The organism is Anabaena sp. CCY 9402-a, from assembly GCF_963920945.1.
Lineage (GTDB): Bacteria > Cyanobacteriota > Cyanobacteriia > Cyanobacteriales > Nostocaceae > Trichormus > Trichormus minutissimus.
Genome location: NZ_CAWUDL010000054.1, coordinates 20,629 through 45,469, shown reverse-complemented (window position 1 = coordinate 45,469; position 24,841 = coordinate 20,629). Strand labels below are relative to the sequence as shown.

The following is a 24,841-nucleotide window of genomic DNA, read 5'->3' as shown; positions in this document are numbered from 1 at the left end:
GAGTTATGAGTTATGAGTTATGAGTTATGAGTTATGAGTTATGAGTTATGAGTTATGAGTTAAGTAAATATTTAGTAATATTATATACAGTTCATTGTGAACCAGTTTCCTTCTTTAAGGGACTGGAAAACATATCCCAACATTAACACTCACTACTCATTACTCACTACTCACTACTCACTACTCATAACTGAGTATTTTGAGTTTTTTCTGCCGTTGGTGTAGTTTTGCCAGCAATTTGTTTACCCAATACTTCCAAGGCTTTAGCGAATTGAGGATCTGCTAATGTGCCGATTTTGTCTCGTTCTCGCAGCCACAAGTCTTGACGCTGGGCATCTGTCAATTCGACTTTCACATCTGGGTCAATGCCATGTTTATTAATATCTTTACCACTGGCGGTATGATATTTGGCAATGGTGACTGCTAGACCTGAACCATCTTCTAAGGGACGTACAGATTGTACCAAGCCTTTACCAAAGGTTTGTGTACCAACTAAAACAGCACGCTGATTGTCCTGCAATGCACCAGAGAGAATTTCACTGGCACTGGCTGAACCTTTATCAACTATGACCACTAAAGGTTTATTCGTCAAAGCCCTACCTCTGGCTACTTCTCGCTCTTGTTCGCCTTGGCGGCCAATGGTAGAAACAATTGTGCCTTTATCTAGCCACATCCGTGCAATTTCTACACTAGAGAATAGCAAACCTCCAGGATTACCACGTAAATCCAAGATATAGCCATTTACCCGTTGTTTTTCTAAATCTCTAATGGCTTGCTGCATTTCTTTGCCAGCGTTGGCACTGAACTGATTCAGACGAATGTAGCCAACTTTACCAATAGTTGTTTGCTTTTGAGAATAGCGCACCGGATGAATTTCAATCCGCGCCCGTTTGATTTCAAATTGTTTTTGTTGACCGTTACGATCAATCGTTAAGGTGACTTGTGTGCCTGGTTCGCCTCGAATTAGAGATACTGCCTGGTTGGTATCCATACCTTTGGTACTTTTGCCATCTATCTTGAGAATGATATCCTTAGAAAGAATACCTACTTTAAAAGCAGGTGTATCCTCAATTGGCGCAATTACAACCAGCTGCTTAGTTTTTTCATCCTGACTGATGGTGATCCCAATACCGGTGAGTTCCCCAGAGGTATCCACCTGCATATTTTTAAATTCTTGTGGGGTCATAAACCGGGTATAGGGGTCTTCTAGCTTTTTCAGCATTTCCCGGATGGACTTATAAGCTTCCTCTTGACTACTATAGGACTTGCTGAGGTACTCCTTGCGTACAGCTAGCCAATCGACCTGATTAAAAGTTCCGTCTACATATTGGCGTTGGACTATTTGCCACACCTCATCTACCAATTCCTTGGGACCTGCTTTAAATAAAGCCTGACCACGCGAGTGGATGCCAAGGCTAGTAACTGCGATCGTGGAGAGTGTTACCGCCGTAGCACCCAAAACAAGCCTACTTTTTGTAATCACCATAATGACAGCTGCGTCAGAGGGAAAAATTTATAGTCAGTACGCTCAATCTAACACAGGGTAAACTGTAACGAGCGAGTATGTATTCCTAACTTCATCAAAATACTTTTTAATCCGGGGATCTAGGCGATCGCCATTTACAGAAATTTTATCAAGAAAGAAGAAGTGGGAGTATATGGGTGTAGGGATTTAATGATGATTTTTGCCTTGGTTTTATCATGTAGGGTGCGTCAGTGGGATAAGACCAGGAAATACCAAGAAATTATTTGTACTGACGCACCCTAGTAACTACTGATAACTGTTAACTGATTTAAGGCTCTACCCAACGATCATCTGCTTTGATCAGGTTAATCAATTCTTCTACACCTTTGTCTTCTGTGACTTTTTTAATTTCTTCTCGTCCACGATACAAAGAAATGTAGCCAGGGGTTTTACCTACATAACCATAGTCAGCATCAGCCATTTCTCCTGGGCCATTGACAATGCAACCCATCACAGCAATGTCTAAGCCAGTTAAGTGTTTAGTGGCTTCCCGGACTTTGTGTAGAACTTCTTCGAGATTAAACAAAGTGCGTCCACACGAAGGACAAGCCACATACTCCACCATTGTTTTCCGCAAACCCAAAGCTTGCAGAATGCTGTAGCAAACGGGAATTTCTTTTTCTGGTGCTTCTGTTAGGGACACGCGAATTGTATCACCAATGCCATCGGCAAGTAATGTGGCAATACCTGCTGTAGATTTAATTCGTCCGTATTCGCCATCACCCGCTTCTGTCACACCTAAATGCAAGGGGTAGTCCATACCTAAATCATCCATGCGCTTGGCCATTAAACGATAGGCGGCTACCATCACAGGAACTCGTGAGGCTTTCATGGAAATGACTATATTACGGAAATCTAACGATTCACAAATACGAATAAACTCTAGAGCAGATTCCACCATCCCTTCTGGAGTATCGCCGTAGGTAAAGAGCATTCTTTCAGCCAATGAACCGTGATTTACGCCGATTCGCATGGCTTTACCTTGGTCTCGGAGGGAAATTACTAGAGGTGCTAGAGTCTCGCGGATTTTTTCACCAATTTCATTAAATTCAGATTGAGTATATTCAGTCCTTTTAGTGTTGGGTTTTTCAAACACATATAACCCTGGATTAATCCGTACTTTCTCGATGTGTTTGGCAACCTCCAGGGCAATTTTCATCCCATTGTGATGCACATCAGCAACAATTGGGACATCTTGGTAAGTTTTAATGAGTTTTTGTTTAATTTCTGCCAATGCTACAGCGTGAGCAATACTTGGGACTGTAACACGGACAATTTCACAGCCGATTTCGTGCAAACGACGGATAGCCGCTACAGAACCATCAATATCAAGGGTATCTTCGTTAATCATCGACTGGACTACCACAGGATAGCCGCCGCCGATGGTGACATTACCCACCTTGACCGGACGAGTTTTACGACGCTTGATTGTAGTATCAAAGGTGGTTTGATTAGTTGTATGATTGGATGTTGCGAGATTCGGCAGAGTTTGCATAACCTTATTAGGTGAATTTGCTGTAGCTAAAATATTAGATTAAAAGGTCTCTGTTTCTCAGAGTGCCATAGTGAGAGCTTTTTTGAGCGGTGCGATCGGAAAAAAGAATATAAAAAATCTGATGTAGTTAAAATAAGTATTACTAGGGAAGATTTTGAACTTTTCATATTACCTAGTACCGTAAGGCAAAATTCAAAACTTGTACTAAGCTTGTCGTAAAGCCTGCGGCACAGCTTTTCCTAACGGAGAGGCTGCGCTAATGCTTAAGGCGTAGCCTCTCCGTTAGGAGAAGAATGTTGACATCTGGCGAAAATAATGTAGAGACGTAGCATTGCTACGTCTCTACATGGTTTGTGAATAACGCATATTTCATTTTTTGATCTACCTTAGTCTTGATAGACATCTCCAAAAATGACTTAGGCACAATTCATGTATCCGAAGGCTTCCCGTAGGGTATTGTGCCTACCAAGGATTCTGGACAACGCATAATTAAACTTGGTAGATGTTTAATAATTAGCTAAGGGGCGATAAATGCCCCTAATCATAAAACAGCAAGTTTTTGTTTCAGTATGCTCCGTTATTTTTTGGGACAACAACCACATCAACTGTTTTCAGTATTATCCATAAATCCAGCCAAAAAGTTCTAGCTTTGACGTAATGTAAATCTATTTGAACTCTGCGTGGATAGGGGATATCATTACGTCCAGATACTTGCCATAATCCGGTAATGCCTGGCCTGATTGTTAAAACTTGATCGATGTGGATACCGTATTTTGGTAGTTCTTCTGCGACTAAAGGACGCGGCCCCACCACACTCATGTCCCCCTTTAAAACGTTCCAGAATTGGGGAAATTCATCTAGACTAGTAATTCGCAAGAATCGGCCGATTGTGGTAATTCTGGGGTCTTTTTTTAACTTAAAACTGCTTTCAAATTCTTGCCGCAGATGGGGCGATGTTTCCATCATTTGGACGAGTACTTCGTCCGCATTGCTTACCATCGTGCGGAATTTAATACAATTAAAAGGCTTGTAATTTTTTCCTATTCTTTCCTGGACATAAAAAATCGGGCCTTCCGAACTGAAAGAAATCAGTAAGGCCAAGATTAAGTAAACAGGAGAAAACAGAAATAAAACTGACAAAGAAAACACGATATCGAACAGTCTTTTGGCAAACTCTCCGTTTAAAGTTGGAAAAGACAAACCTTGAGGTTTTCTTCTAGGTGTCTTTGTTTTTTGACCTCGCTTGAGTGCAGAACGCGTAGACGAGCTAGCATCTGGACTTAAGCGTCGCTTACCGGAGAGGAGTGAGCTCTGGGCAGTCATCATACTCCTTAATAATCCACACCACACATAGTCCCAATCTTAAAGCTAAAAGGAGGTGCTTCTGGGGTGAAATTGCCAAAAGCATCTAAAACAATTACAAAAAATTCTGGTTGTCACTCTCCAGAATGCCTTTTTTGTTATGCTGATGTAAAAAATCTAGGTAGCATCGAGCAAAAACTTGCGGTGAAAACTGGGCTGCGTGCGATCGCATATACTCAGGGTTAAGGTCATATTGATAAATTTCAAATTTTTCTACTGCCTCCACTAATGCTTCTGCTGTTTGTCTCTTAAATAGTATGCCCGTTCCTGTGTCTTTATATGAACGCACATCTTTTACCGTTTCTAACGCACCTCCTGCACCATAAGCAATCACTGGAGTACCGCAAGCTTGCGCCTCTACTAAGGCAATACCAAAATCTTCACAAGCAGCATAAACAAATGCCTTAGCCCTAGACATATAGTTTTTTACCACTTCATCAGGTTGCCACCCCAGTATTTGGATATTCGAGTTTGCTAGCTCGCGAATTTGTGTCATTTCCGAACCTGTCCCAATGATTACCAATGGTCGTTGCAATTGATTGAACGCTTGAACAATTAGAGATACTTGTTTATAACTCACTAACCGGGAAACGGTGAGATAAAAATCTTCTTTTTGCGGCAAAAATGGAAACGCCTCCACATTCACAGGCGGATAAATGACTGTGGCTTCTCGTCGATAGCACCGCCAAATACGCCGAGCAGTATGGTGAGAGTTGGCAATAAAATAGTCAACCCGATTTGCGCTCAATACATCCCATTGGCGCAACTGATGCAATAAGTAGCGAGTTACCCATCCAGCTACACCACTACCCAACTTACTGTGGTGTAGGTAATCAAATGTTAAGTCCCAAGCATAGCGCATCGGGGTATGGCAGTAGCAAATATGCAACTGGTCGCCAGTGGTTAAAATGCCTTTGGCAACAGCATGGGATGAAGAAAGAATTACATCATACTGGCGTAAATCCAGTTGTTCAATTGCCAGTGGCAAAAACGGCAGGTATTTTTGAATTCCATTTTTGGCAAAGGGAAAATGCTGGAGAAAGGTACTACCAATCTGACGTTGATACAAATAACTTTCAGGATTGCTGGATTCAAAGTCAATGAGAGCATATAAATCAGCATCAATGTGATGGAGAATTTCCTGAACGACTAATTCTGAACCACCGGTGGCTTTTGGTGTTAGCCACTCATGAACAAGAGCATATTTCAAGGGCACAGCTAACTTTAAAATGTAAAAAATACGTCAAGCAAGAGTGTGAGGTTAACTGCACAGTTTCCTTTGGCGATGGAGGAATGGGAAATGCCCCAGATGGCAATTAAGGACAGAATTTTGCTAGTAGATGTTCCAGAGGGATGCAGCAACCTGATAACCTCAAGGGATTGGGCATTGCACAGTCCCTACAAAAGACATAGGAGTGGGTAAATTATGCGAATTTTGATCATGGGTGGTACTAGGTTCATTGGTGTTTACCTAACTCAAATTCTTGTGGAACAAGGACATGAGGTAGTGCTGTTTAATCGTGGTAATCGCCCACTACCCAGTTTGCAGGGAGTAGGACAAATTATAGGCGATCGCACTGATCCTACACAGCTGAAGGAAAAATTATTACCAGAAAATTTTGATGTAATTTTTGATAATAATGGTCGAGAACTGACTGATACGCAACCACTAGCAGAGATTTTTGCAGGTCGGGTGCAGCATTTTGTCTATATGAGTTCTGCGGGGGTGTATCTCAAATCTGACCAATTACCCCATGTAGAAGGAGATACAGTAGACCCGAAAAGCCGTCATCGGGGTAAGCATGAAACCGAAGCCTACTTGCAGCAACAGGGATTACCCTTTACTTCGATTCGCCCTACTTATATTTACGGGCCTCGGAACTATAACGATTTAGAAAGTTGGTTCTTTGATCGAATTGTACGCGATCGCCCAATTCCTATTCCTGGTACTGGGGTACATATTACTCAACTAGGTCATGTCAAGGATTTGGCGATGGCCATGTCCCAGGTGATTGGCAACAAACAGGCGATCGCTCAAGTGTATAATATTTCAGGCGATCGCTTCGTCACTTTTGATGGTTTAGCCCGTGCTTGCGCTCAAGCTGCTGGTAAATCACCCGATGACATCAAACTTGTGCATTACGACCCGAAAAAATTTGATTTTGGTAAACGTAAAGCTTTCCCAATGCGGGTACAGCATTTCTTTGCTTCCGTGCATAAAGCACAAACAGAACTGAATTGGCAACCTCAATATGATTTAATTTCCGGTCTAACAGACTCTTTTGCAAATGATTATTTAGCCACTGGACGAGATAAAGCCGAAGTAGACTTTTCCACTGATGAGGAAATTTTACAAGCTTGTTAAGGAGTGCTGAGTTATGAGTCTTGAGTTATGAGTGCTGAAGGCGGAGTAAACAATTTTTGAATTTTGTTAGCGCAGCGTAAAGCCTTCGGCATAGCTTCGCTTAGAGCGAGTCCGCGTTCACGCAGCGTCTGTCTACGACACGCTCCGCGAACGTAGAGAGCGTCATTTTGAATTTTGAATTGATTAGTCCCTATTGCCTAAACCTGATTTGGGTCAATACCTAACTGTTGTAACTTAGCAGCTAATCTTTCTGCTCGTTGGCTTTCTTGTTCTACTGGAGTCGGAATCCAATTACCCTCTGCATCATACCAGCGTAGCCACAAGCGTTCAATTCCTTGGTAATTACCTTGCCAAAGTCCTAATCCAAGTTGCAGACTAGGCATCCAAATTTGGGGTGTACTCAAGTTAATTTTGCTATAACGGTCTGCAACCAATTTGTTATAACTCAAAATATATTAAATCTGATTTATTAAGCAATATGCAAACAATATTAGTAACAGGAGGTGCAGGCTTTATCGGTGCTAATTTTATCCTTTTAGCGAGACAATCACAATGGGCAAATATAGTTAATTTAGATAAACTAACTTATGCAGGTAATTTAGGTAATTTAGCTAAATTACAAAGCGATAAAAACTATCATTTTGTACAAGGAGATATTGGTAATTTAGAGTTAGTTAGTTATATTTTGAAAACATATAAACCAGATGCAATTATTAATTTTGCAGCAGAAAGTCATGTAGATCGTTCGATTTTTAGCCCACAAGAATTTATTCATACTAATGTATTGGGTACGTTCCAATTACTAGAAGCAAGTAAATTTTACTGGCAGAAATTATCTTCTAATAAACAAAAACAATTTCGTTTTTTACATATATCTACAGATGAAGTATATGGTTCACTAAATTTACAAGATCCAGCATTTAGAGAAGATAGTCCTTATACACCTAATAGCCCTTATGCAGCATCTAAGGCTGCATCTGACCATTTTGTAAGAGCTTATCATCACACCTATGGGTTGCCAACTTTAACAACCAATTGCTCAAACAATTATGGCCCACTGCAATTTCCTGAAAAACTTATTCCTTTAACTATTATTAATTCGCTAGATGGTAAACCGTTACCTCTATATGGAGATGGTCAAAATATTCGCGATTGGCTATATGTCATTGACCACTGTCAAGCTATATATCTAGTTTTACAACAGGGAAAAGTTGGGGAAACATATAATATTGGTGGTCTGAATGAACAAAATAATTTAACTGTTGTAGAAAAAATTTGTGCAATTCTTGATGAACTAGTTCATCAAGATAATTTCTCTTATTCTTCTTTAATTACTTTTGTTAAAGACCGTCCTGGACATGACCGTAGGTATGCAATTGACTGCCATAAAATCAGTCATGAATTAGGCTGGAAACCTGAAGAAAATTTTGATAGTGGTTTACTAAAAACTGTGCGATGGTATTTGAGTAATTCATCTTGGGTAAATCAAGTACGTTCAGAAAATCATCAAAATTGGTTACGAAAAAATTATGATAATAGGTAATATCGTCACTCAATATGGTTCGGTTAAGGTTAGTTTAGAAATACAGAACTCCGGTTTATTTAAGAAATCGGAGTTATGGATTTGTGCATAAATAATTTAATACATAAAAACTATTTTATCAGGATAAAAAATGAAAGGTATTATTTTGGCTGGTGGTTTTGCCACACGCCTTTATCCTATAACTCACGTTGTCAGTAAACAGCTTTTACCTATTTATGATAAGCCAATGATTTACTATCCTTTATCTGTTTTAATGTTGGCAGGTATTCGGGAAATTTTAATTATTACTACTCCTACTGATTTAGAAGTATTTCAAAGATTATTAAAAGATGGAAGTCAGTGGGGTTTACAGTTTAGTTATATTGTCCAAGCAAAGCCAGAGGGTTTGGCACAAGCCTTTATTTTAGGCAAAGATTTCATATTTGATGAGCCAGTATGTTTAATTTTAGGGGACAATATTTTTTATGGTGATAGATTAACAGAAATTTTAGTAAAAGCTGCCACTCTCAAAGTAGGTGGATTAATCTTTGGCTATCAAGTTAAAAATCCTCAACAATATGGAGTGATTGAATTTGATGCTAATGGTAGGGCAATCAATATTGAAGAAAAACCTTTAATTCCCAAATCCAATTATGCTGTACCTGGTATCTATTTCTATGATGCACAAGTAGTAGAAATTGCTGCTAATTTAAAGCCTTCTGTTCGCAATGAGTTAGAAATTACTGATATTAATTTAGCGTATTTACAACGGAGTCAACTGCAAGTAGAATTATTAGGCAGAGGATATGCTTGGTTAGACACAGGAACTCATGAATCTTTATATCAAGCAACTAACTTTATTCAAACCCTTGAAGAAAGACAAGGTTTAAAAATAGCCTGTATTGAAGAAATCGCCTATCTCAAGGGATATATAGATTTATCTCAACTGCTTCAGTTAGCTGCACCTATGGCTAAGAGCAGCTATGGTGATTATTTAATAAAAATTGTTGAAAATGAACAAAATGCAAATTCCAGTAAACATATGAAACTGATCACAAAAAAAATGTTTAGAAATAGTGGATATAGCAGAATATTTCCTTGAAGCTAATCATTTCTATGATACTAAAAATGTGTTGTTACGCTACCAAATTTAGCGATAGCCAGGCACACTAGTGAGTGTCTATATCTAACGCTCCTCAGTTAGCGATCGCCTGGACAATTTCAGAAACCCCCATACTTGCTGCTTAAACACTCATAAATACTTATTTAACAAATATTAAATATTAATATTACTCAATAAAATATATGAATATTAATTAAATAACTCAATATAATGATACTCAGTATATAAAAAGATGTGACATATTTAACTATATAGTTATTTTAGGCTTTGCGATGCTTCACGTTTCACCCAAAAGAAATAAAAATCACCTACTGGATTTTTTAGGTGTACTGAGAAAAAAAGCAGTCAATAAAGAATCCCTACTACTGCTAACAACTGTATTCATTTCTTTTGTGCCATCAATAGCTCAAGCTAGCTGTTTAATCTGGACTTCTTGGCAACCGACTAGGTTAACCCAACAGCAATGCCTTAACAGAGCCGAATTAGCCCTGAGAAATACGGGATTTACTAAAGGTTTTGCAGCATTGGAATCGGGAGTCTATGGAGAAACCGGACAATATAGCGGTACAATCCGATGTATTAGTTCCAAAGGTCTTGCATTCTTTATTGTTGCTGGCCCATCAGCTAGAACAGCACAAAATCTACTAACACGTTTAGAAAACAACTATTAATATACAAAAAACTTAACTTGGGGATTTCAGTTCTTCTCTGGTGGTTGGTTGCTTGTGGTACTTTGTGGCCATAAATAAATCCCGCCAGAGATTAACGTCAAAGTTACAGAAATCCAAAAGGCGATGAGAGATGGGATTTGCCACTCTACTGATAAGGGTGCGATGAGTAAGGCGATCGCAATAATCTGACTGACCGTTTTGAGTTTACCCCAAACATTTGCCCCGGTAATAGTCGTTTGATTAACTCGCCAACCTGCGATCGCTAATTCCCGCGCTAAGATCAAAAACACTCCCCAAGCTGGGATTCTTCCCAACTCCACTAAAACCAGCAACGGTGCTAATACCAAAAATTTATCGACTAAGGGATCAAGAAATTTACCCAAATCACTAATTTGGTTCAATTTTCTTGCTAAATAGCCATCTAACCAATCTGTGAGTGCAGCGACTAAAAAAATTGCCAAACATATCCATCTAGCTTGCTCTGTAGGGTTGTACAAGCCATAAATTAGAAATGGGACACCCAGAAGGCGAGAAAAAGTTATCCAGTTGGGTAAAGTCATGATTTTGGTTGAGAAATTTTCTATAATTTCAACCAACCAAATAATTGCCCTAATGTCAAATGTAAATCACTAACTAAATCGGGGACTGGTAATATATCTTGTTCGTTTTCTAAATATATTGGTTGCTGATGAGGAGGATAAACTAAAATGCCGGATTCCTCTGGATCAATTAACCAACCTAAGCTAGTACCATGATTTAAGCAATATAAAATATTTTTGGTGACTTTGGTTGTACTTTGTTCAGGAGATAAAATTTCAATAGTCCAGTCTGGATATGTATTAAACGCATTAGCAATATTGCCCTTTTCATCTACAGGAATCCTTTGCCAAGCAAATACTGCGACATCGGAAACAGTGGAACGTCCACCAAATGTACAGCGTAATTCTGGAAAAGCTAGCGCAATTTTTTCAGGTTTAACTACACCATTAATTGTAGTTACCAATTCACCTTGTAGTCTACTGTGTTTACCTTGGGGCATAGGTTTTTGGATAATTTCACCATCAATATATTCACTCGCTGGTTTCGTTTCTGGTAATTGTAAAAATTCTTCTAAAGATATACGGCGAGTTGGTGTTTTAATCATAATATTTTTCCTGCTCGTATTTAATACCAAGTTTAGCTTAAATCAGTTTAGTTGACAGACTTAAGAGATGGTCACTAGTCATTAATCAACAGTCAATAGTCATTAGTTTGCCATGCTTTGTTAGTCATTTTTGATGGAACAATCAAGTTTTTTGTGTATTTGCATGGCATGATCTGTATTTTGAGATCATCCCAACAATAATATGACTGACAATACAGATTTTCGTATCGAACGCGATTCAATGGGCGAGCGCCAAATTCCGAGTGATGCTTATTACGGTATTCAAACTCTGCGAGCTATCGAAAACTTCCCGATTAGCGGCATTAAACCATTATCTACTTACGTAGATGCTTGTTTATTCATTAAAAAAGCTACAGCAATTGTTAACGGTGAACTAGGCTGCATTCCCCAAGATATTAGCCAAGTCATTGTAGAAGCAGCTGATGAAATCCTCGCGGGCAAATTTCGTGATCAGTTTGTGGTAGATGTTTATCAAGCCGGTGCAGGGACTTCGCACCACATGAATGTCAATGAAGTCTTATCAAACCGGGCTTTAGAAATTCTTGGTGAAGAGAAAGGCAATTACAAAAGAGTTAGTCCTAACGATCATGTCAACTATGGACAGTCTACTAACGATGTGATTCCGACAGCCATCAGGATTGGGGGCTTGTTAGCACTGGAGAGGACATTACACCCTGCTTTAGAAAAAGCGATCGCCACTTTAGAAAACAAAGCTGTAGAATTCCAGGATATCGTTAAATCTGGCAGAACTCACTTACAAGACGCTGTACCTGTGCGTTTGGGTGAAAATTTTCGGGCTTGGGCGCAAATCCTTTCAGAACACCAAAACCGCCTTTATACCGCCTCTGGGGATTTAATGGTGCTGGGTTTGGGTGGTAGTGCGGCTGGAACTGGATTAAATACCCATCCCCAATATCGTGTCCGTGTGGTAGAAGTTCTCTCAGAATTACTCAACTTTCCTCTGCAACCTGCACCCCATCTCATGGCTGCAATGCAAAGTATGGGGGCATTTGTCAATGTTTCTGGCGCATTACGTAACTTAGCCCAAGATTTAGCCAAAATTTCCCACGACTTGCGCCTGATGGATTCCGGCCCAAAAACTGGTTTGAAAGAAATACAATTACCGCCAGTGCAACCTGGTTCATCGATTATGCCAGGGAAATATAACCCCGTGATGGCAGAGATGACATCGATGGTATGTTTTCAAGTGATGGGTTACGACAATGCGATCGCGATCGCCGCCCAAGCTGGACAATTAGAATTGAACGTGATGATGCCGTTAATAGCCTATAACCTGATTCACAGTACAGAAATTCTCGGTAATACTATCGCCGCCCTCACGGAACGTTGTATAGAGGGAATTACCGCTAATAAAGAACGTTGTTTAGCCTACGCTGAAGGTAGTCTAGCTTTAGTTACTGCACTTAACACCCATATCGGTTATCTAAACGCCGCCACCGTCGCCAAAGAATCCCTAGAAACAGGCAAATCCCTACGACAGATTGTTTTAGAAAAAGGTCTAATGAGTGAAGCAGAATTAGCTGCTGTGTTAAATCTAGAACAGATGAGCAGTATTTTAGTGAGTGGAGAGTAAGGGACTGGGGACTGGGATTTTTACTCAGCACTCAGCACTCAGCACTCATAACTCATAACTCAGCACCGGCTAAACGCCGCGCTACCGCTAACAGCACTCAGCACTCATAACTTATGCAGAATTCAAAGCCATCTGTTAGCCTTATCCGGGCTACTTCTTACGAAAAAGATACTTTAAGAGAATCTTTAGTCACCTTACTAGAACCTCTGGGGGGAATGGCGGCCTTTGTTAAACCAGGGCAACGTGTCTTACTCAAACCGAATTTGCTCACAGGTGCGCGTCCTCAAAAAGAGTGTACTACTCGCGCTGAACTAGTTTATGCCGTTGCTCAGATGGTTATTGCCGTAGGTGGCAAACCATTCTTAGGGGATAGTCCAGCATTTGGTAGTGCCAAAGGTGTAGCTATAGCCAATGGTTATCAGCCAATCATTCAAGAATTAAATCTGCCTATCATTGAATTTCACGGACAGCGTTACCAAACCGTGAGCGAAAATTTTAATCACCTACTAATCAGTAAAGAAGCGATAGAAGCAGATGTGGTGATTAATCTACCGAAAGTCAAATCCCATACCCAGTTAACCTTAACGTTGGGAGTCAAAAACCTCTTTGGTTGCGTTCCCGGCAAAATGAAAGCATGGTGGCACATGGAAGCAGGTAAAGATGCGAACCGATTTGGGGAAATGTTAGTCGAAACTGCCAAGGCAATTAATCCAGACTTAACTATTTTAGATGGGATCATTGGACATGAAGGTAATGGACCTAGTGGCGGCGAACCCCGTTCCTTGGGAATATTAGCCGCAGCATCCAATGTCTTTGCCCTAGATAGGGCAATGGTAGAAATTCTCGATGTTCCACCCCATGAAGTCCCCACTGTTGCAGCTTCTCAAAGGCTAGGAGTTTGCCCTGAACTGGCTGACATTAATTTTCCCAACTTACATCCAGACTTACTCAAAATTACAGATTGGCAACTTCCAGATCAATTAATGCCAATTGATTTTGCAATGCCCAGGGTCATCAAGTCTACGTTTAAACATTTTTATATTCGCTTTATTAAAGAACCAATGAGTGCCTATGGTAGACAGTAGTTTATCTTGAGCATTCACCCAAAAGTAAGTGCAAACTCTGCTACAACAATCTTCAAATTAGGAGGGTAGTCTAGAAATTACCCTCCGATTGCTTAACTAGACCGCCCTATAGTGGCGGTTTTTCCCAATTAGTCTTAGTCACCAGCGATGCAATGCCATGTTCTAAGCTTGTCGTTCTCTACGTTGGGATGCTGCCCTTAACCTTCAAAGAAGTATCCCCAGCCCCCAATCTAAAAGCAAAAAGTATTTTTACTCTACCTATATATAGATTGACAAAGTTCAAGTAATATTACCCAAATGGATAAATTTAGATTATGGGAAAGATTGATAGTGTGATTACCGAATAGTCACTAGCAAATGCTGATAATTTATCTGTATTTCTTCGGGATGATTTTCTGCTAAAAAAAATCTGCTAGCCTACTTATCCTTACTTTTTCATGTATTTAGTTGTGACATTTTTTAATAGTAAAAAAAAACTTCCATGTCTCAGCAAGATTTCGGATTTTCATAGTTATTGTGAACAAGCTAAATCGCTAGAAATAGCTTAGGCAAAGGATTTAAATATGATAGAATCTTATTAAGATAAAATCAATTCAGATAGATCATTAAGTTGCTCAAAAATAAAAATAACAAGCAATTGTCCTGTGGACTTAATCTATGCTTAACCTAAAAATAATAATTTACTGCCATAAACTGTAACATATTATGCACTCGGTCAAGTTAGGAATGTTCATTTGCAACCATGTATCAAGATTGCCAAGTACAAAGCCTACAACTATGAAATTCACCAAATTGGTTGATGTTTTGATCGGCTACACATTTGACAATGAAAAATAGCTAAAATAGTATTGAAACTCTCTACCTAGAGAGTCAACCTACAATTAATTGTGATTAACTCCAATTCTGTATGAATTCAGATAGCCAGTCTGCCAACCCTCCCGCCACGTATTCCCATCGTTTGGCAGACATTGTGGGAACATTAATAGCTGTAGTCACTCTAACACTACCTGTGTTTGTCATTGCCCACTATTCCACCAATGTTCCAGAAAGTCAGCAACCTATGACCTATGAACTAAAAACAGGTGGGCGATAGACAAAATTATCAACAGTGAGATGTCACCAGCCGAAAGTTCCAAACACAAACAACGGAGAAAAAATTTTGAGCTAGCATTTTTGTATTTAATTCATCAACATACGAGCTAAATCTGCGTTCTTAGCTAAGAGGTTTAGCTTAATTGGGCATAAGCCCGACACTTACAAACTCTGGTAGCGTTATACTCGTAGTAATATTCCGTAGTAAAAGGAAACGAAGTGTCGGGATCAATGTCCGCGTGATCTGAGCGTGTCCGCCGACTAACATCAATCGGTGGATACAGGTGATAATTAAGGGAAGTTCAGAATAATACTTTGGCAGAAGTCCATCTTGGCCATAAAATTTTACACGGGGAGATATGTCCCCGATAAATTTTAAGTGAAACAGAGAGAGGAATTTTTTGTGGACTTATCCCTTATTCCAGCCCAGCCAAAACTCGGTGTAATTAATGTTCTGATTGAAATCGCAGGTGGTAGCAAAAACAAATACGAATTTGATAAAGAGCTGCAAGCCTTTGCCCTAGATCGGGTACTGTATTCTTCAGTAAAATATCCCTACGACTATGGTTTCATACCCAACACCTTGGCAGATGATGGCGATCCCTTGGATGGTATGGTAATTATGGATGAGCCAACTTTTCCAGGTTGTATCATTCCTGCCAGACCAATTGGCTTTTTGGAAATGATTGATGGTGGCGATCGCGATGAAAAAATTCTGTGTGTACCAGACAAAGATCCACGTTACACACACGTAAAATCCTTGAGAGATGTAGCTCCACATCGCTTAGATGAAATTGCTGAATTTTTCCGCAGTTACAAAAATTTAGAAAAGAAAGTTACTGAAATCCTCGGTTGGCAAGACGTTGACAAGGTAGCACCCCTGGTAGAACAGTCTATAAAAGCCTATAAGGGATAGTAGGCGATCGGTAATCCGTAAGACTAACGTAAAGAGTGCTGAGTAGTGTTAGCGGTAGCGGGGCGTTGAGCCGCGTACTGAGTTCCGAGTAGTATTATATTATTATGCGTAGCCGGGTTTAAGCCCATGTTGAGTGAGGATAACCACTCATAACTCATTACTCAGAACTCTTTACTCATTACTCAGAACTCTTTACTCTGCCAAATATATAAATTGCCACATAACATTGAAACGAAATGCAGCGTACCCTCCTTTTAGCAAAAATTCACAATTGCACCCTCACGGGAGCAAACATCAATTATGTGGGTAGTATTAGCATTGATAAAATCTTGTTAGAAAAAGCCGGAATTATACCATACGAACAAGTCCAAGTAGTGAATAATGCTAATGGTGAACGTTTCATTACTTATACGATACCTGCTCCAGCCCATTCGGGAATTATTGAACTAAATGGGGCTGCCGCCCGTCTAGGCATGATCGGCGATCGCGTGATTATAATGGCTTACGGGCAGTTCACTCCAGAAGAGTTAAAAAGTTATACTCCTACGGTAGTCATTGTGGACGAACAAAACCGAATTTTGGAAGTGCGGCACTACGATGACCTGCTCAGTAAGGTCTAAATGCAAAAAAAATGTCAAATATTGAGCTGTCAGGTTCTCCGGTCTACCTAACTGAAAAGTCAGCCAACTCACCAAGTGGCCTTATGGGTGATTTCGTTTTGAAATTTTGGGGTGTCAGGGGTTTAATTGCCACACCCGACGATAACACCAGTCGCTATGGTGGTAATACTGCTTGTGTAGAAATGCGCGTAGGCGGTAAAAACCTAATTTTTGATGGTGGTACTGGTTTACGCATACTAGGCAAAACTTGGCAGCACTTACAACAGCCATTAGAAGCCCATTTATTTTTTACTAATTCCCAATCCAATCGAATTCAGGGGTTTCCCTTTTTCGCACCCGCATTTATTCCACACAATTGTTTCCATATCTACGGTGCTGCTGCTTCCAATGGGGCTTCCATTAAACAAAGTCTATGTGACCAAATGCTGCAACCACACTTTCCCTATCCCCTACAGGTTATGCAGTCTGAGTTGCAGTTTAAAAATATCACCCCCAATAGTGAAGTCAAAATAGACGATATTGTCATTAAAACTGCACTGATCAACCAAACTCAGCGATCAATTGGTTATCGGGTAAGCTGGCAAGACTATAGTGTTGCTTATGTTACTGATTTAAGTTACCGTGCAGAGCAAGTAGAACGAGACGACATTATACAAATTATTCAAGGTGTCGATTTATTAATTGCTAATGCCACTTATACACCCCCGACATCCCACGATCATGAGTGTGCCGACTCCCTTTGGCAAGCATCTGTGGAAATAGCTCAGACAGCAAATGTACGACAGCTAGTGATTTCTCATCATCACCCAGATGACCATGATGATTTTCTTGACAAAGTTCAAACTGAAGTTAAGTCTGCTTTTCCTAAAGCACTGCTAGCTTGTGAAGGTTTGATATTATCTGTTGCGTAGGTTTTGTTCTCTGATTACTCAGCCCAAAAGCATTTTTGAAATATTCTCAAAGATAGAGGTTATTTTTCTTCGGGCATATCTTTTTTTTGTAAATTTTTTCAAAAAAACTGTGTTGGCTGTTACAATATTGTTAAGAAAAGTTTCTGGTTGCGTTTTGGGAACTCGCAACTGGGTTTTAACTCTATTGAGAAGACAACGCGAATGAATATTTTGAGACCAGCTGTGGGAGGCTGGTTTTTTTATCGAACGCGGCGGGAAACTCTATGCACAAGAGGATGGAGTTTTTTAGTTGAGATAGATAGTTCTAAAGCAATTACATCTTAGTATGTTAAGTTTTATAACCAATTACGTAATTACAATGAAGCAAGCTGTAGCAATAATTAAGTGAAGTTGAGGAAAATTTAGCAGTCCAACGTTTTCAGATTCCTCGAAATATCTGGACTAACAAAATTCATTCATCGAAATCACATTAAATAGTACATCTACATAACTTGCAAGGATTAACCATCGTTATGAGTTCCGAAAATTTACAAACAATAGTTCTAGATCCTCAAACCTTAGAGCAATTAGAAAACGAGATTAAACACGAACTAATAGAAGTCTTGAATAAATCTCAATTAAACAAGGTATTGAAAAAATACGGTATATCAGAGTCAGAAGTGCTGAAAATACAATACACACTCGACTTAAATAAAATTCAATCTAGCGATGCTAGTGAGGATAAGGTAGCCATAGAATCTTTTTCAATGATGATGCGGCCACCTATAGGAACAAACTTAGCATTGCTTAAGCCTTGCCCAATAGAAGGCTATCCTGACGGGTGTTGGGTAGATTTATGAATAGTCATAAAAAAGTTGGTAATGAAAAGGCTTTGAGAGTGGGTGGTCTTTCAATTCAGCACTTTTTGTCTTTGAGCGATTGACCATGCCATATTATTAGGGGAAATCGCGCCTATTTTGTTCGGTTATACGACTGTTGTTAGAGTGTAAATAACTATAACCTCTAATTATGTAGTGAAGCTTGAAATCTTGAAGCTGCTAGTCGCTCTTGAACAAAGAGGTGAAAGTCTGTGTACGAATGGATCTTGCCAAGTCTGAGTGAAGTGTTAGCCGAAAGTGAATGTATTGTGACTGAAGGCTCACCAACCAAAGCAGAGCGGCAATGGCGGATGAGTCTAGCAGCAATAGAACATTTGTTAATCAACACTTTAGGTAAAACTGCGCCTGATGTAAACCTAGGACTGGTTTTGGCTGCACCTGCACCTTTATTTAGTCAGCCAATACTTACCCAAAGGTTGCAGACGGTAACTTTTACAGCCAAGCCGTTTAACCCTTTGGCATTGATGCCATTTCATATGCCAGGTGCGATCGCTGAAGATCCCTCTTCACCTGACAAAGATGCTGCGCGAACAGCGATCGCTATTTCTCCAGAAGAAATTACTCTCGATGAGTCAGTTTTGCCTCTACTACTAGCTGATCCCCTCGCAGCAGAGCAGTTTTGTCTAGTCTTTACAGAAAAATTTAGATTAGTTCTAGTTTTAGCCACCCGCAAAGACGGTACAAAATCATTTTCATTTTCCTTTGAGCCAGAAGTAGTACAGCAAGCATGGCGATCGCTTGGTGCGAGGGTCATGCTAAGTAATCCCGATTTCTTCGCGGAGTTGGACACATTAGTCCAAAACTATCCCCTAGTACCACCCGATTACCGCACTATTCTTCAGTTTAGCCAATTTCTACTCCAAGAATTACCAGAAGAAGGGACTAGAGAAGAGTTCCCCCAATGCCCTATCCCAAAAATCCCATCCCCCAGCCCTAATGTTCCAGCACCAAACCCCGATGTAGAACTACTCCAAGCTTTCGCCCATGAAGTCCGTACCCCACTCACTACTATTCGGACTATGACTCGTCTGCTGTTGAAGCGGCGGGATTTGCCTGCAACTGTGATTAATCGCTTGGAAATAATCGATCATGAGTGTACTGAGCAAATTGATCGCATGGAGTTGTTATTTAAAGCCGCAGAACTAGAAACCTGTGCGGCGGCGAAGTTTGCTATAACTCACCTGACTCCCATGTCTCTCGATCAAGTCTTGCATCAAAGTATTCCTCGTTGGGAGCAAGCAGCACAGCGTCGCAATTTAACATTAGATGTAGTTTTACCGCAGCAATTACCCACAGTAGTAAGTAATCCTGCCATGTTGGATCGGGTACTAACCGGGTTAATAGAAAATTTTACCCGCAGTTTACCGCCTGGTAGTCATATCCAAGTCCAGGTGATTCCCGCCGGCGATCAACTAAAGTTACAATTATCGCCTCAAACTCTCTGCCAAGATACAAATAAAGTCGCCACACCTCCAACACCACCAATCCGTAAAGCCCTTGGTCAGTTACTCATGTTCCAACCAGAGACAGGTACTATTAGTTTGAATATTGCTGCTACTAAACACCTGTTTCAAGCGATCGGTGGTAAGTTAATTGTCCGTCAGCGTCCACAATACGGCGAAGTTTTGACTATTTTCTTGCCGTTAGAAGTGAGTCATCATAAAAACGTCTAGAAACTAAGTACACAAAGTTATTAGTCATTAGTCAACAGACTGTCAAATAAAAAAATATTCATTATGTAGGGTACGTCAGTACGAAAACTTTTTGGTATTTCCAAGTTTTCTTTAACTGACGCACCCTAATGTCACCTATCACCTGTTCCCTATCCCCTGTATTTCTCCAGGATGAAAATTTCTGGAACTGTCAAGTTGTGTGCTGTATCACAATTTGTTCAGACATAGGGATAAGAAATTATGAATCCAAAACTGAAATTTCAACCTGTTTCTCATAGCTGGGTTGCTTTACATCCACAACCTAAAGGGGTAATTCAATTTATTGGCGGGGCTTTCTTTGGTACTTTTGCACCCATGTTTTTTTATCGCTATTTGCTCCAATATTTATTTAACAATGGATATACAATCATTCTGTTGCCATTTAATTTTACTTTTAACCATTACGTAGAAGCTGGATTTCTGATCAAAGAACAATACGAAATCACACCAGAGCTTGTCAGAATGGCAAAATTAGCTAACTATGACTATCAAGTTTATCTAAAAGATACAAATTTCTCTTGGGTAGGTCATAGCATTGGTTGTAAATATATTGCTCTTTTAGAAGGCTTTACTGCCTTGCCACAAGACCATAAAGAACTAGAACAATTTATTCGTAATCTGGTGTTAGAAACAAGTAAGACATCAGATCCAGCCAAAAATGAGCGCAAAAGTCAGCGCATTGTTACAGATATTGAAACACTCATTCATGAATTAAGGCAAGAACAAAACAAAGCTAATAAATTAAGTAGTTACTATGTGGGAGAAGAAAAATATATCTTCTCTAACCTGTTCATCAAAGGTCAAACTTCTGTTCTTTTAGCACCTGTTAATAGTGGCACTGACAGCGCAATCCCTAAATTTTTGGCGAAAATTATTGATAAATTGGGATGGGGTGTTAACCCAAGCCCTGATGAAACTTATGCTTTAATCAAAGCTACAAATCTATTTAATTTACTTGGATTAGTACAGTTTAAATCAGATAAAATCGCTCAAAAAACCGCCGATTGGTTTGTTAATATTTTTCACAAGCCCCCAGTTGATTTTCAAAATACTTTAGCAGGAGGCCATTTAAAACCTCTGGGTTGTAAAGTTGGTAATTATGTGATTAATTTCCCCGATAGTCTGCCAATTATTGAATCTACGCAAAGAAGAAGTAGCCAATTTGAATTTTATGTGGGTAAATTGCTTCAGGCACTAGATCAGAAGAGATAGGTTGAGAGTAGTGTATGCACACAAACATATCTATTTTGACCAATTAAGGAAATACCAAAACATAAATTATCTGATATTCGTAGGGTGCTAACGCACCCTTATATCTTAGAAGAGGTGGTAGATCTGTTACTACCTAGCTCTTTATTCCCATTCTCATTTCTAATTCCATTCACCCTGTAAAGTGAAAGCTGCCCAATAATAAGGTGCAGCATATTTTTGTTTACGCCAGATTTCTATTTGTGCATTCCGCAACGCTGCTGCCGGTTTTAATCTTGCTTGTAGCATTTGTTGATAAAATCTCTGCATAAGTTCTGATGTGGCTTGGTCATCTACACTCCACAAACTCACTACCACTCGCGGACTACCTGCATACATAAATCCCCTAGTTAAACCTACTAGTCCCTCACCTTTAATTTCTTCTCCTAGTCCGGTTTGACAAGCACTGAGGACTACCAGTTCGGATTGCAGGTTGAGGTTAAAGATATCACGCAAGCGCAAAAAACCATTTTGTGGCATCCCCTTGTCATCAAATAATGATAATACCACTCCTGATAATTCTGGATGTTTGCTGTTAAAAATGCCATGAGTAGCAAAATGGATAATGCGATATTGACTCAATTCTTCGCTGGTAGCTGTTTGACGACTGGCGGTAAAGTCCAAAGCTGGCTTACCTTTATGATGAGGGACAAGAGCCAAAATCGCTTCAGCTTCTTGACGTGTAAAGCGGAGACGCTCAAAGTTGATACCGGAATCACTGACGGATCTGCTTAAAGCGAGGTTATCTAAATTACTGACTAGTGGTGGGCGAGATAATTTACCTTGGAGACGCTCATCATTACTTCTAAAGACAGGATCTGCCAACACAGCTAAGGTTTTAGGTGCAAGTTTACGTCCTTTTTGTTCTTGCCGCAGGATGTCTAATGTAGATGCCGAGGGTAAGGTAATAATTTCGTGCTTTAGTAATAATGGCTCATATTTGCTACTTGGTTGAGAATTAGGTGTTATGAGAGCCGCAAATGGTACATACTGCAAAGCCCCATCACTCACTACTACTAAGCGTTTTCCTTCTAGCTGCTGGGCTACAGGGGCAAGTATTAGCTGAGACAATTTATTTATTGATGGGCTATGCTTCAGGTATGGGCTAGTAATGTCTTGACGAAACTTTTGAACAGCTGCTTCAATGTCTGCGCGTTTAGGCAATTCGTAACTGACAATATTTTTATTGGTAACAGCCCAAAGATAACTACGCTTTTCTCCCAAAGAATATTCTAGTAAGAGGGTGTTGTCGTCAAGGACTTGCTGTTGAATTTGTCGCAATGTCAGGGGTTGTGGTTGAGTCAAGGCTGCATAACGCGGACTGATAGCACGGATTTGTGCTTGAATTTGTTTGTATTGTTCCAGCAGTGTGGCAATTTGTGTTTCTAAAGCTTGTGCTTCTGATTCTGTATTTTTACGGCTGAGTAGTTCTACTTGTTGTGTTTCTAAAACATCAAGTTTTTGCTGTAACAAACGTTCTTGAGAGAGTAACTTCGGCTCTACTCCTTGGCGGATATCAGCATTAGCTTCACTGAGTAGTTCCAAAAGGCTACGGGCGCGGGCGCGTTCACTGGCTTGCAATGCCTGTTTGTCGTAGCCTTGATCTGGCTGTTGTTTGTGTAACTGCATCAGTAAGTCAATATATAGCTGATAATAATCCTGCACTGTAGCGAAATAAGATGTGCGGAGTTCTTGAGACAGCAGTTGGCTACGTAGATTTTCTACAATTTTGAGAGATGTTTCAATTCGACTTTGGGCTGTTTTGAGGTTGCCTTGATCCCGTTCCAAAGAGGCAATGTCATAGAGATTTTGAGCTTCTCTAGGCTTGCTCCCTAACTGTTGGAATAAGTTTAGAGATTGGATGTAATAATCTAGGGCTGTTTGCTGTTTTCCTAATTTGGCGTAAACTTTACCCAGGTTATTTAAGGCGATCGCTGTTCCTGATTTATCTTCTGCGATCGCAAATAAAGGCAGTGATTGCTGGAAATAATCCAGGGCTTTTTGTTGGTTTCCTAGATTTGAGTGGACAATGCCTATATTGTTTAAGGCAATGGCTTCATTGGTTTTATTTTTGCCTTGTTGGGATAAAAGTAGAGACTGGTTGAAGTAATCTAAGGCTTTCTGCTCATCGCCCAAATCTAGATAGACTTTGCCAATACCGTTGATGGTATTAGCCCAACTGGCTTTATCACCTACTTGTATTTTGAGGGGTAGGGATTGATGATAGTAGTCTAAAGCTTTTTGCTGTTCTCCCAGAAAAGCGTAAATAGCCCCTATATTATTCAGGGTGATAGCTTCTCCTCTTTTATCTTTTATCTGTCGTCTGAGAGGGAGGGCTTGGTGATAATAATCAAGTGCCTTTTGTTTTTCTCCTAACTCTGAGTAGATTTTGCCGATGTTGTTCAGGGTTGTTGCTTGCCCTGACTTATCTTTTAAGTGCTGATATATGGATAGGGCTTGTTTATAATAATCTTGTGCTGTTTGCTTTTCTCCAAAATCTGAGTGAGTTTTGCCCATGTATATCAGAATGGGAGCTTGTGAAGTGCGATCGCCCGCAGTCTGATACAATGCCAATGCTTCCTCAAATTTTTTCATTGCCTGGACTCTAGCTGCTGCTGTTCCTTGCTCATATAGTTGCTTGGCTTGCTGATAGGCTTGTTGTGCAGTTAAATTTTTCTTACTTGTCTGGGCAACGTTAACTGAATATTGCTGTCTAGTCATTAGCGGACTAGCAAAACTTGATTTTGAAAACAACAAAACACCGCTCAATAAAATTAGAGTCCGACCTGCTACCAATGTAAGCAATTGCCATTTGATCATAAAAATACCTGAATTTTCTGATGACTCACAGTTTGCTGAACCTAATACTGCCAATATCGAAGTCAATTTTAAATTTTTTAAGCGGTTGATAGCTTTCGCTCCCTTTATAATTCCCCATATCTAGGAAAAAATTGCAGATTAATTTTTGCTGATCTGCTTGTATTCTTACTAAAATTTGTTGGCTAATGTATTCTTTATAACTGCACATAACAACCACAATTACAAATGCAGCATTTTTACAATTTTGGGATATCTAATCACCTGATTGGGTGATACCCCTATAGTTGAAAATATGTAAATATTGCTGGTGTATTAACTTACTAAATACAGGATGTCACACAATGCAGCTAAGTATATTTAATGGAAACTTACAAATCTCCTGGGAATGGTACGAGCAATTTCTGACTTTAAATCTCAATCAAACTTTTTTAATTTCTTTCAATCATATAGAATCTGTTTCAACAACTGAACCTGTAAGTAGTTGGACAGAAATTCGTAGTCCTGGTACTAGTATTCCAGGCATTATTAAAGCTGGAACATACTACAGTAATAGAGGTAAAGAGTTTTGGTATGTAACACAAGATAAAAATTATTTAACACTGGAACTCAAGAATGAGCCTTTCCGACGTATAATTTTAACCATTGACAATCATCAAGATTGGGCAGAACGAATTAACCAGTCTATACAAGCTTCCGAAACGTCAATCTAAGCGAAAACTATAATTTCTGCAAAGTTC

The 24,841-nt window shown here is 39.7% G+C and carries 22 protein-coding genes; 14 read left to right on the top strand and 8 right to left on the bottom strand.

All coding sequences use genetic code 11. From position 1 onward, the window contains the following. Positions 1-184 precede the first annotated feature (184 nt). From ctpC to ACM0OR_RS19155, 4 genes are all read right to left on the bottom strand, one after another. On the bottom strand, positions 185-1,486 hold the full coding sequence (ctpC, locus tag ACM0OR_RS19170; RefSeq protein WP_414578062.1) for a carboxyl-terminal processing protease CtpC: 1,302 nt from the start codon (positions 1,484-1,486) through the stop codon (positions 185-187). Between the two features lie 307 nt (positions 1,487-1,793). Continuing rightward, positions 1,794-3,020 carry a (E)-4-hydroxy-3-methylbut-2-enyl-diphosphate synthase gene (ispG, locus tag ACM0OR_RS19165; protein WP_190703668.1) on the bottom strand — a complete coding sequence of 409 codons (1,227 nt, stop codon included), beginning with the start codon at positions 3,018-3,020 and terminating at the stop codon, positions 1,794-1,796. Between the two features lie 564 nt (positions 3,021-3,584). Then, a complete protein-coding gene (locus tag ACM0OR_RS19160; RefSeq protein ID WP_190703765.1) occupies positions 3,585-4,343 on the bottom strand; it encodes a sugar transferase in 759 nt (252 codons plus the stop codon). Between the two features lie 94 nt (positions 4,344-4,437). Then, positions 4,438-5,598, bottom strand: a complete 1,161-nt coding sequence (locus ACM0OR_RS19155) for a glycosyltransferase (RefSeq protein WP_414578060.1) — start codon at positions 5,596-5,598, stop codon at positions 4,438-4,440. Positions 5,599-5,808: 210 nt separating this feature from the next. Here ACM0OR_RS19155 and ACM0OR_RS19150 point away from each other — a divergent pair, with 210 nt between their 5' ends. Further along, a complete protein-coding gene (locus tag ACM0OR_RS19150) occupies positions 5,809-6,747 on the top strand; it encodes an NAD-dependent epimerase/dehydratase family protein (RefSeq protein WP_323267325.1) in 939 nt (312 codons plus the stop codon). A 197-nt stretch (positions 6,748-6,944) separates the two neighbouring features. Here ACM0OR_RS19150 and ACM0OR_RS19145 read toward each other — a convergent pair whose 3' ends face one another. Next, on the bottom strand, positions 6,945-7,196 hold the full coding sequence (locus ACM0OR_RS19145) for a hypothetical protein (protein ID WP_323267326.1): 252 nt from the start codon (positions 7,194-7,196) through the stop codon (positions 6,945-6,947). Positions 7,197-7,225: 29 nt separating this feature from the next. On the opposite strand from ACM0OR_RS19145, the gene rfbB reads away from it, so the two are divergent. The 3 genes from rfbB (at position 7,226) to ACM0OR_RS19130 (ending at position 10,063) form a co-directional block, all read left to right on the top strand. Next, a complete protein-coding gene (gene rfbB, locus ACM0OR_RS19140) occupies positions 7,226-8,290 on the top strand; it encodes a dTDP-glucose 4,6-dehydratase (protein ID WP_323267327.1) in 1,065 nt (354 codons plus the stop codon). Positions 8,291-8,420: 130 nt separating this feature from the next. Further along, on the top strand, positions 8,421-9,371 hold the full coding sequence (gene rfbA, locus ACM0OR_RS19135) for a glucose-1-phosphate thymidylyltransferase RfbA (RefSeq protein ID WP_414578058.1): 951 nt from the start codon (positions 8,421-8,423) through the stop codon (positions 9,369-9,371). A gap of 293 nt (positions 9,372-9,664) precedes the next feature. Then, positions 9,665-10,063 carry a hypothetical protein gene (locus ACM0OR_RS19130; protein WP_414578057.1) on the top strand — a complete coding sequence of 133 codons (399 nt, stop codon included), beginning with the start codon at positions 9,665-9,667 and terminating at the stop codon, positions 10,061-10,063. Between the two features lie 26 nt (positions 10,064-10,089). Here the strand turns inward: ACM0OR_RS19130 and pgsA are convergent, their stop codons facing one another. Both pgsA and ACM0OR_RS19120 read right to left on the bottom strand, forming a co-directional pair. Next, entirely contained in the window at positions 10,090-10,623 is a 534-nt protein-coding gene (gene pgsA, locus ACM0OR_RS19125; protein ID WP_414578056.1) for a CDP-diacylglycerol--glycerol-3-phosphate 3-phosphatidyltransferase, read from the bottom strand. A gap of 20 nt (positions 10,624-10,643) precedes the next feature. Next, positions 10,644-11,207, bottom strand: a complete 564-nt coding sequence (locus ACM0OR_RS19120; protein WP_414578054.1) for a Uma2 family endonuclease — start codon at positions 11,205-11,207, stop codon at positions 10,644-10,646. A gap of 202 nt (positions 11,208-11,409) precedes the next feature. Here ACM0OR_RS19120 and ACM0OR_RS19115 point away from each other — a divergent pair, with 202 nt between their 5' ends. The 9 genes from ACM0OR_RS19115 to ACM0OR_RS19075 all read left to right on the top strand — a co-directional run bounded on the left by ACM0OR_RS19115 (position 11,410) and on the right by ACM0OR_RS19075 (position 21,248). Next, complete coding sequence (locus ACM0OR_RS19115) at positions 11,410-12,822, top strand: aspartate ammonia-lyase (protein ID WP_414578053.1); 1,413 nt, start codon at positions 11,410-11,412, stop codon at positions 12,820-12,822. Positions 12,823-12,935: 113 nt separating this feature from the next. After that, on the top strand, positions 12,936-13,907 hold the full coding sequence (locus ACM0OR_RS19110; RefSeq protein ID WP_414578051.1) for a DUF362 domain-containing protein: 972 nt from the start codon (positions 12,936-12,938) through the stop codon (positions 13,905-13,907). A gap of 907 nt (positions 13,908-14,814) precedes the next feature. Next, positions 14,815-15,000 carry a hypothetical protein gene (locus ACM0OR_RS19105; RefSeq protein ID WP_190703695.1) on the top strand — a complete coding sequence of 62 codons (186 nt, stop codon included), beginning with the start codon at positions 14,815-14,817 and terminating at the stop codon, positions 14,998-15,000. 402 nt (positions 15,001-15,402) lie between these two features. Next, entirely contained in the window at positions 15,403-15,915 is a 513-nt protein-coding gene (locus ACM0OR_RS19100; RefSeq protein WP_190703697.1) for an inorganic diphosphatase, read from the top strand. Positions 15,916-16,151: 236 nt separating this feature from the next. Beyond that, on the top strand, positions 16,152-16,535 hold the full coding sequence (gene panD, locus ACM0OR_RS19095; protein ID WP_190703700.1) for an aspartate 1-decarboxylase: 384 nt from the start codon (positions 16,152-16,154) through the stop codon (positions 16,533-16,535). Between the two features lie 11 nt (positions 16,536-16,546). Beyond that, on the top strand, positions 16,547-17,446 hold the full coding sequence (locus ACM0OR_RS19090) for an MBL fold metallo-hydrolase (protein WP_414578049.1): 900 nt from the start codon (positions 16,547-16,549) through the stop codon (positions 17,444-17,446). 512 nt (positions 17,447-17,958) lie between these two features. Further along, positions 17,959-18,285 (top strand): hypothetical protein, encoded by a 327-nt coding sequence (locus ACM0OR_RS19085; protein WP_414578048.1) that lies wholly within the window; start codon positions 17,959-17,961, stop codon positions 18,283-18,285. A gap of 230 nt (positions 18,286-18,515) precedes the next feature. Then, on the top strand, positions 18,516-19,997 hold the full coding sequence (locus ACM0OR_RS19080; RefSeq protein WP_414578047.1) for a sensor histidine kinase: 1,482 nt from the start codon (positions 18,516-18,518) through the stop codon (positions 19,995-19,997). Positions 19,998-20,237: 240 nt separating this feature from the next. After that, positions 20,238-21,248 carry a DUF1350 family protein gene (locus tag ACM0OR_RS19075; protein WP_414578046.1) on the top strand — a complete coding sequence of 337 codons (1,011 nt, stop codon included), beginning with the start codon at positions 20,238-20,240 and terminating at the stop codon, positions 21,246-21,248. Between the two features lie 159 nt (positions 21,249-21,407). Here the strand turns inward: ACM0OR_RS19075 and ACM0OR_RS19070 are convergent, their stop codons facing one another. Further along, positions 21,408-24,005, bottom strand: coding sequence for a CHAT domain-containing protein (locus ACM0OR_RS19070; protein WP_414578045.1), 2,598 nt, complete (start codon positions 24,003-24,005; stop codon positions 21,408-21,410). 440 nt (positions 24,006-24,445) lie between these two features. On the opposite strand from ACM0OR_RS19070, the gene ACM0OR_RS19065 reads away from it, so the two are divergent. Beyond that, on the top strand, positions 24,446-24,814 hold the full coding sequence (locus ACM0OR_RS19065) for a PH domain-containing protein (protein ID WP_414578044.1): 369 nt from the start codon (positions 24,446-24,448) through the stop codon (positions 24,812-24,814). Positions 24,815-24,841 lie beyond the last annotated feature (27 nt).

Bases quoted from the DNA above. Each gene is read 5' to 3' on its own strand.
- panD (WP_190703700.1), top strand. From the start codon at position 16,152: ATGCAGCGTACCCTCCTTTTAGCAAAAATTCACAATTGCACCCTCACG.
- ACM0OR_RS19160 (WP_190703765.1), bottom strand. From the start codon at position 4,343: ATGACTGCCCAGAGCTCACTCCTCTCCGGTAAGCGACGCTTAAGTCCA.
- ACM0OR_RS19105 (WP_190703695.1), top strand. From the start codon at position 14,815: ATGAATTCAGATAGCCAGTCTGCCAACCCTCCCGCCACGTATTCCCAT.
- ctpC (WP_414578062.1), bottom strand. From the start codon at position 1,486: ATGGTGATTACAAAAAGTAGGCTTGTTTTGGGTGCTACGGCGGTAACA.
- ACM0OR_RS19085 (WP_414578048.1), top strand. From the start codon at position 17,959: ATGAGTTCCGAAAATTTACAAACAATAGTTCTAGATCCTCAAACCTTA.
- ACM0OR_RS19150 (WP_323267325.1), top strand. From the start codon at position 5,809: ATGCGAATTTTGATCATGGGTGGTACTAGGTTCATTGGTGTTTACCTA.
- rfbA (WP_414578058.1), top strand. From the start codon at position 8,421: ATGAAAGGTATTATTTTGGCTGGTGGTTTTGCCACACGCCTTTATCCT.
- ACM0OR_RS19110 (WP_414578051.1), top strand. From the start codon at position 12,936: ATGCAGAATTCAAAGCCATCTGTTAGCCTTATCCGGGCTACTTCTTAC.
- ACM0OR_RS19120 (WP_414578054.1), bottom strand. From the start codon at position 11,207: ATGATTAAAACACCAACTCGCCGTATATCTTTAGAAGAATTTTTACAA.
- ACM0OR_RS19090 (WP_414578049.1), top strand. From the start codon at position 16,547: ATGTCAAATATTGAGCTGTCAGGTTCTCCGGTCTACCTAACTGAAAAG.
- ispG (WP_190703668.1), bottom strand. From the start codon at position 3,020: ATGCAAACTCTGCCGAATCTCGCAACATCCAATCATACAACTAATCAA.
- ACM0OR_RS19070 (WP_414578045.1), bottom strand. From the start codon at position 24,005: ATGACTAGACAGCAATATTCAGTTAACGTTGCCCAGACAAGTAAGAAA.
- rfbB (WP_323267327.1), top strand. From the start codon at position 7,226: ATGCAAACAATATTAGTAACAGGAGGTGCAGGCTTTATCGGTGCTAAT.
- pgsA (WP_414578056.1), bottom strand. From the start codon at position 10,623: ATGACTTTACCCAACTGGATAACTTTTTCTCGCCTTCTGGGTGTCCCA.
- ACM0OR_RS19075 (WP_414578046.1), top strand. From the start codon at position 20,238: ATGAATCCAAAACTGAAATTTCAACCTGTTTCTCATAGCTGGGTTGCT.
- ACM0OR_RS19065 (WP_414578044.1), top strand. From the start codon at position 24,446: ATGCAGCTAAGTATATTTAATGGAAACTTACAAATCTCCTGGGAATGG.
- ACM0OR_RS19130 (WP_414578057.1), top strand. From the start codon at position 9,665: ATGCTTCACGTTTCACCCAAAAGAAATAAAAATCACCTACTGGATTTT.
- ACM0OR_RS19115 (WP_414578053.1), top strand. From the start codon at position 11,410: ATGACTGACAATACAGATTTTCGTATCGAACGCGATTCAATGGGCGAG.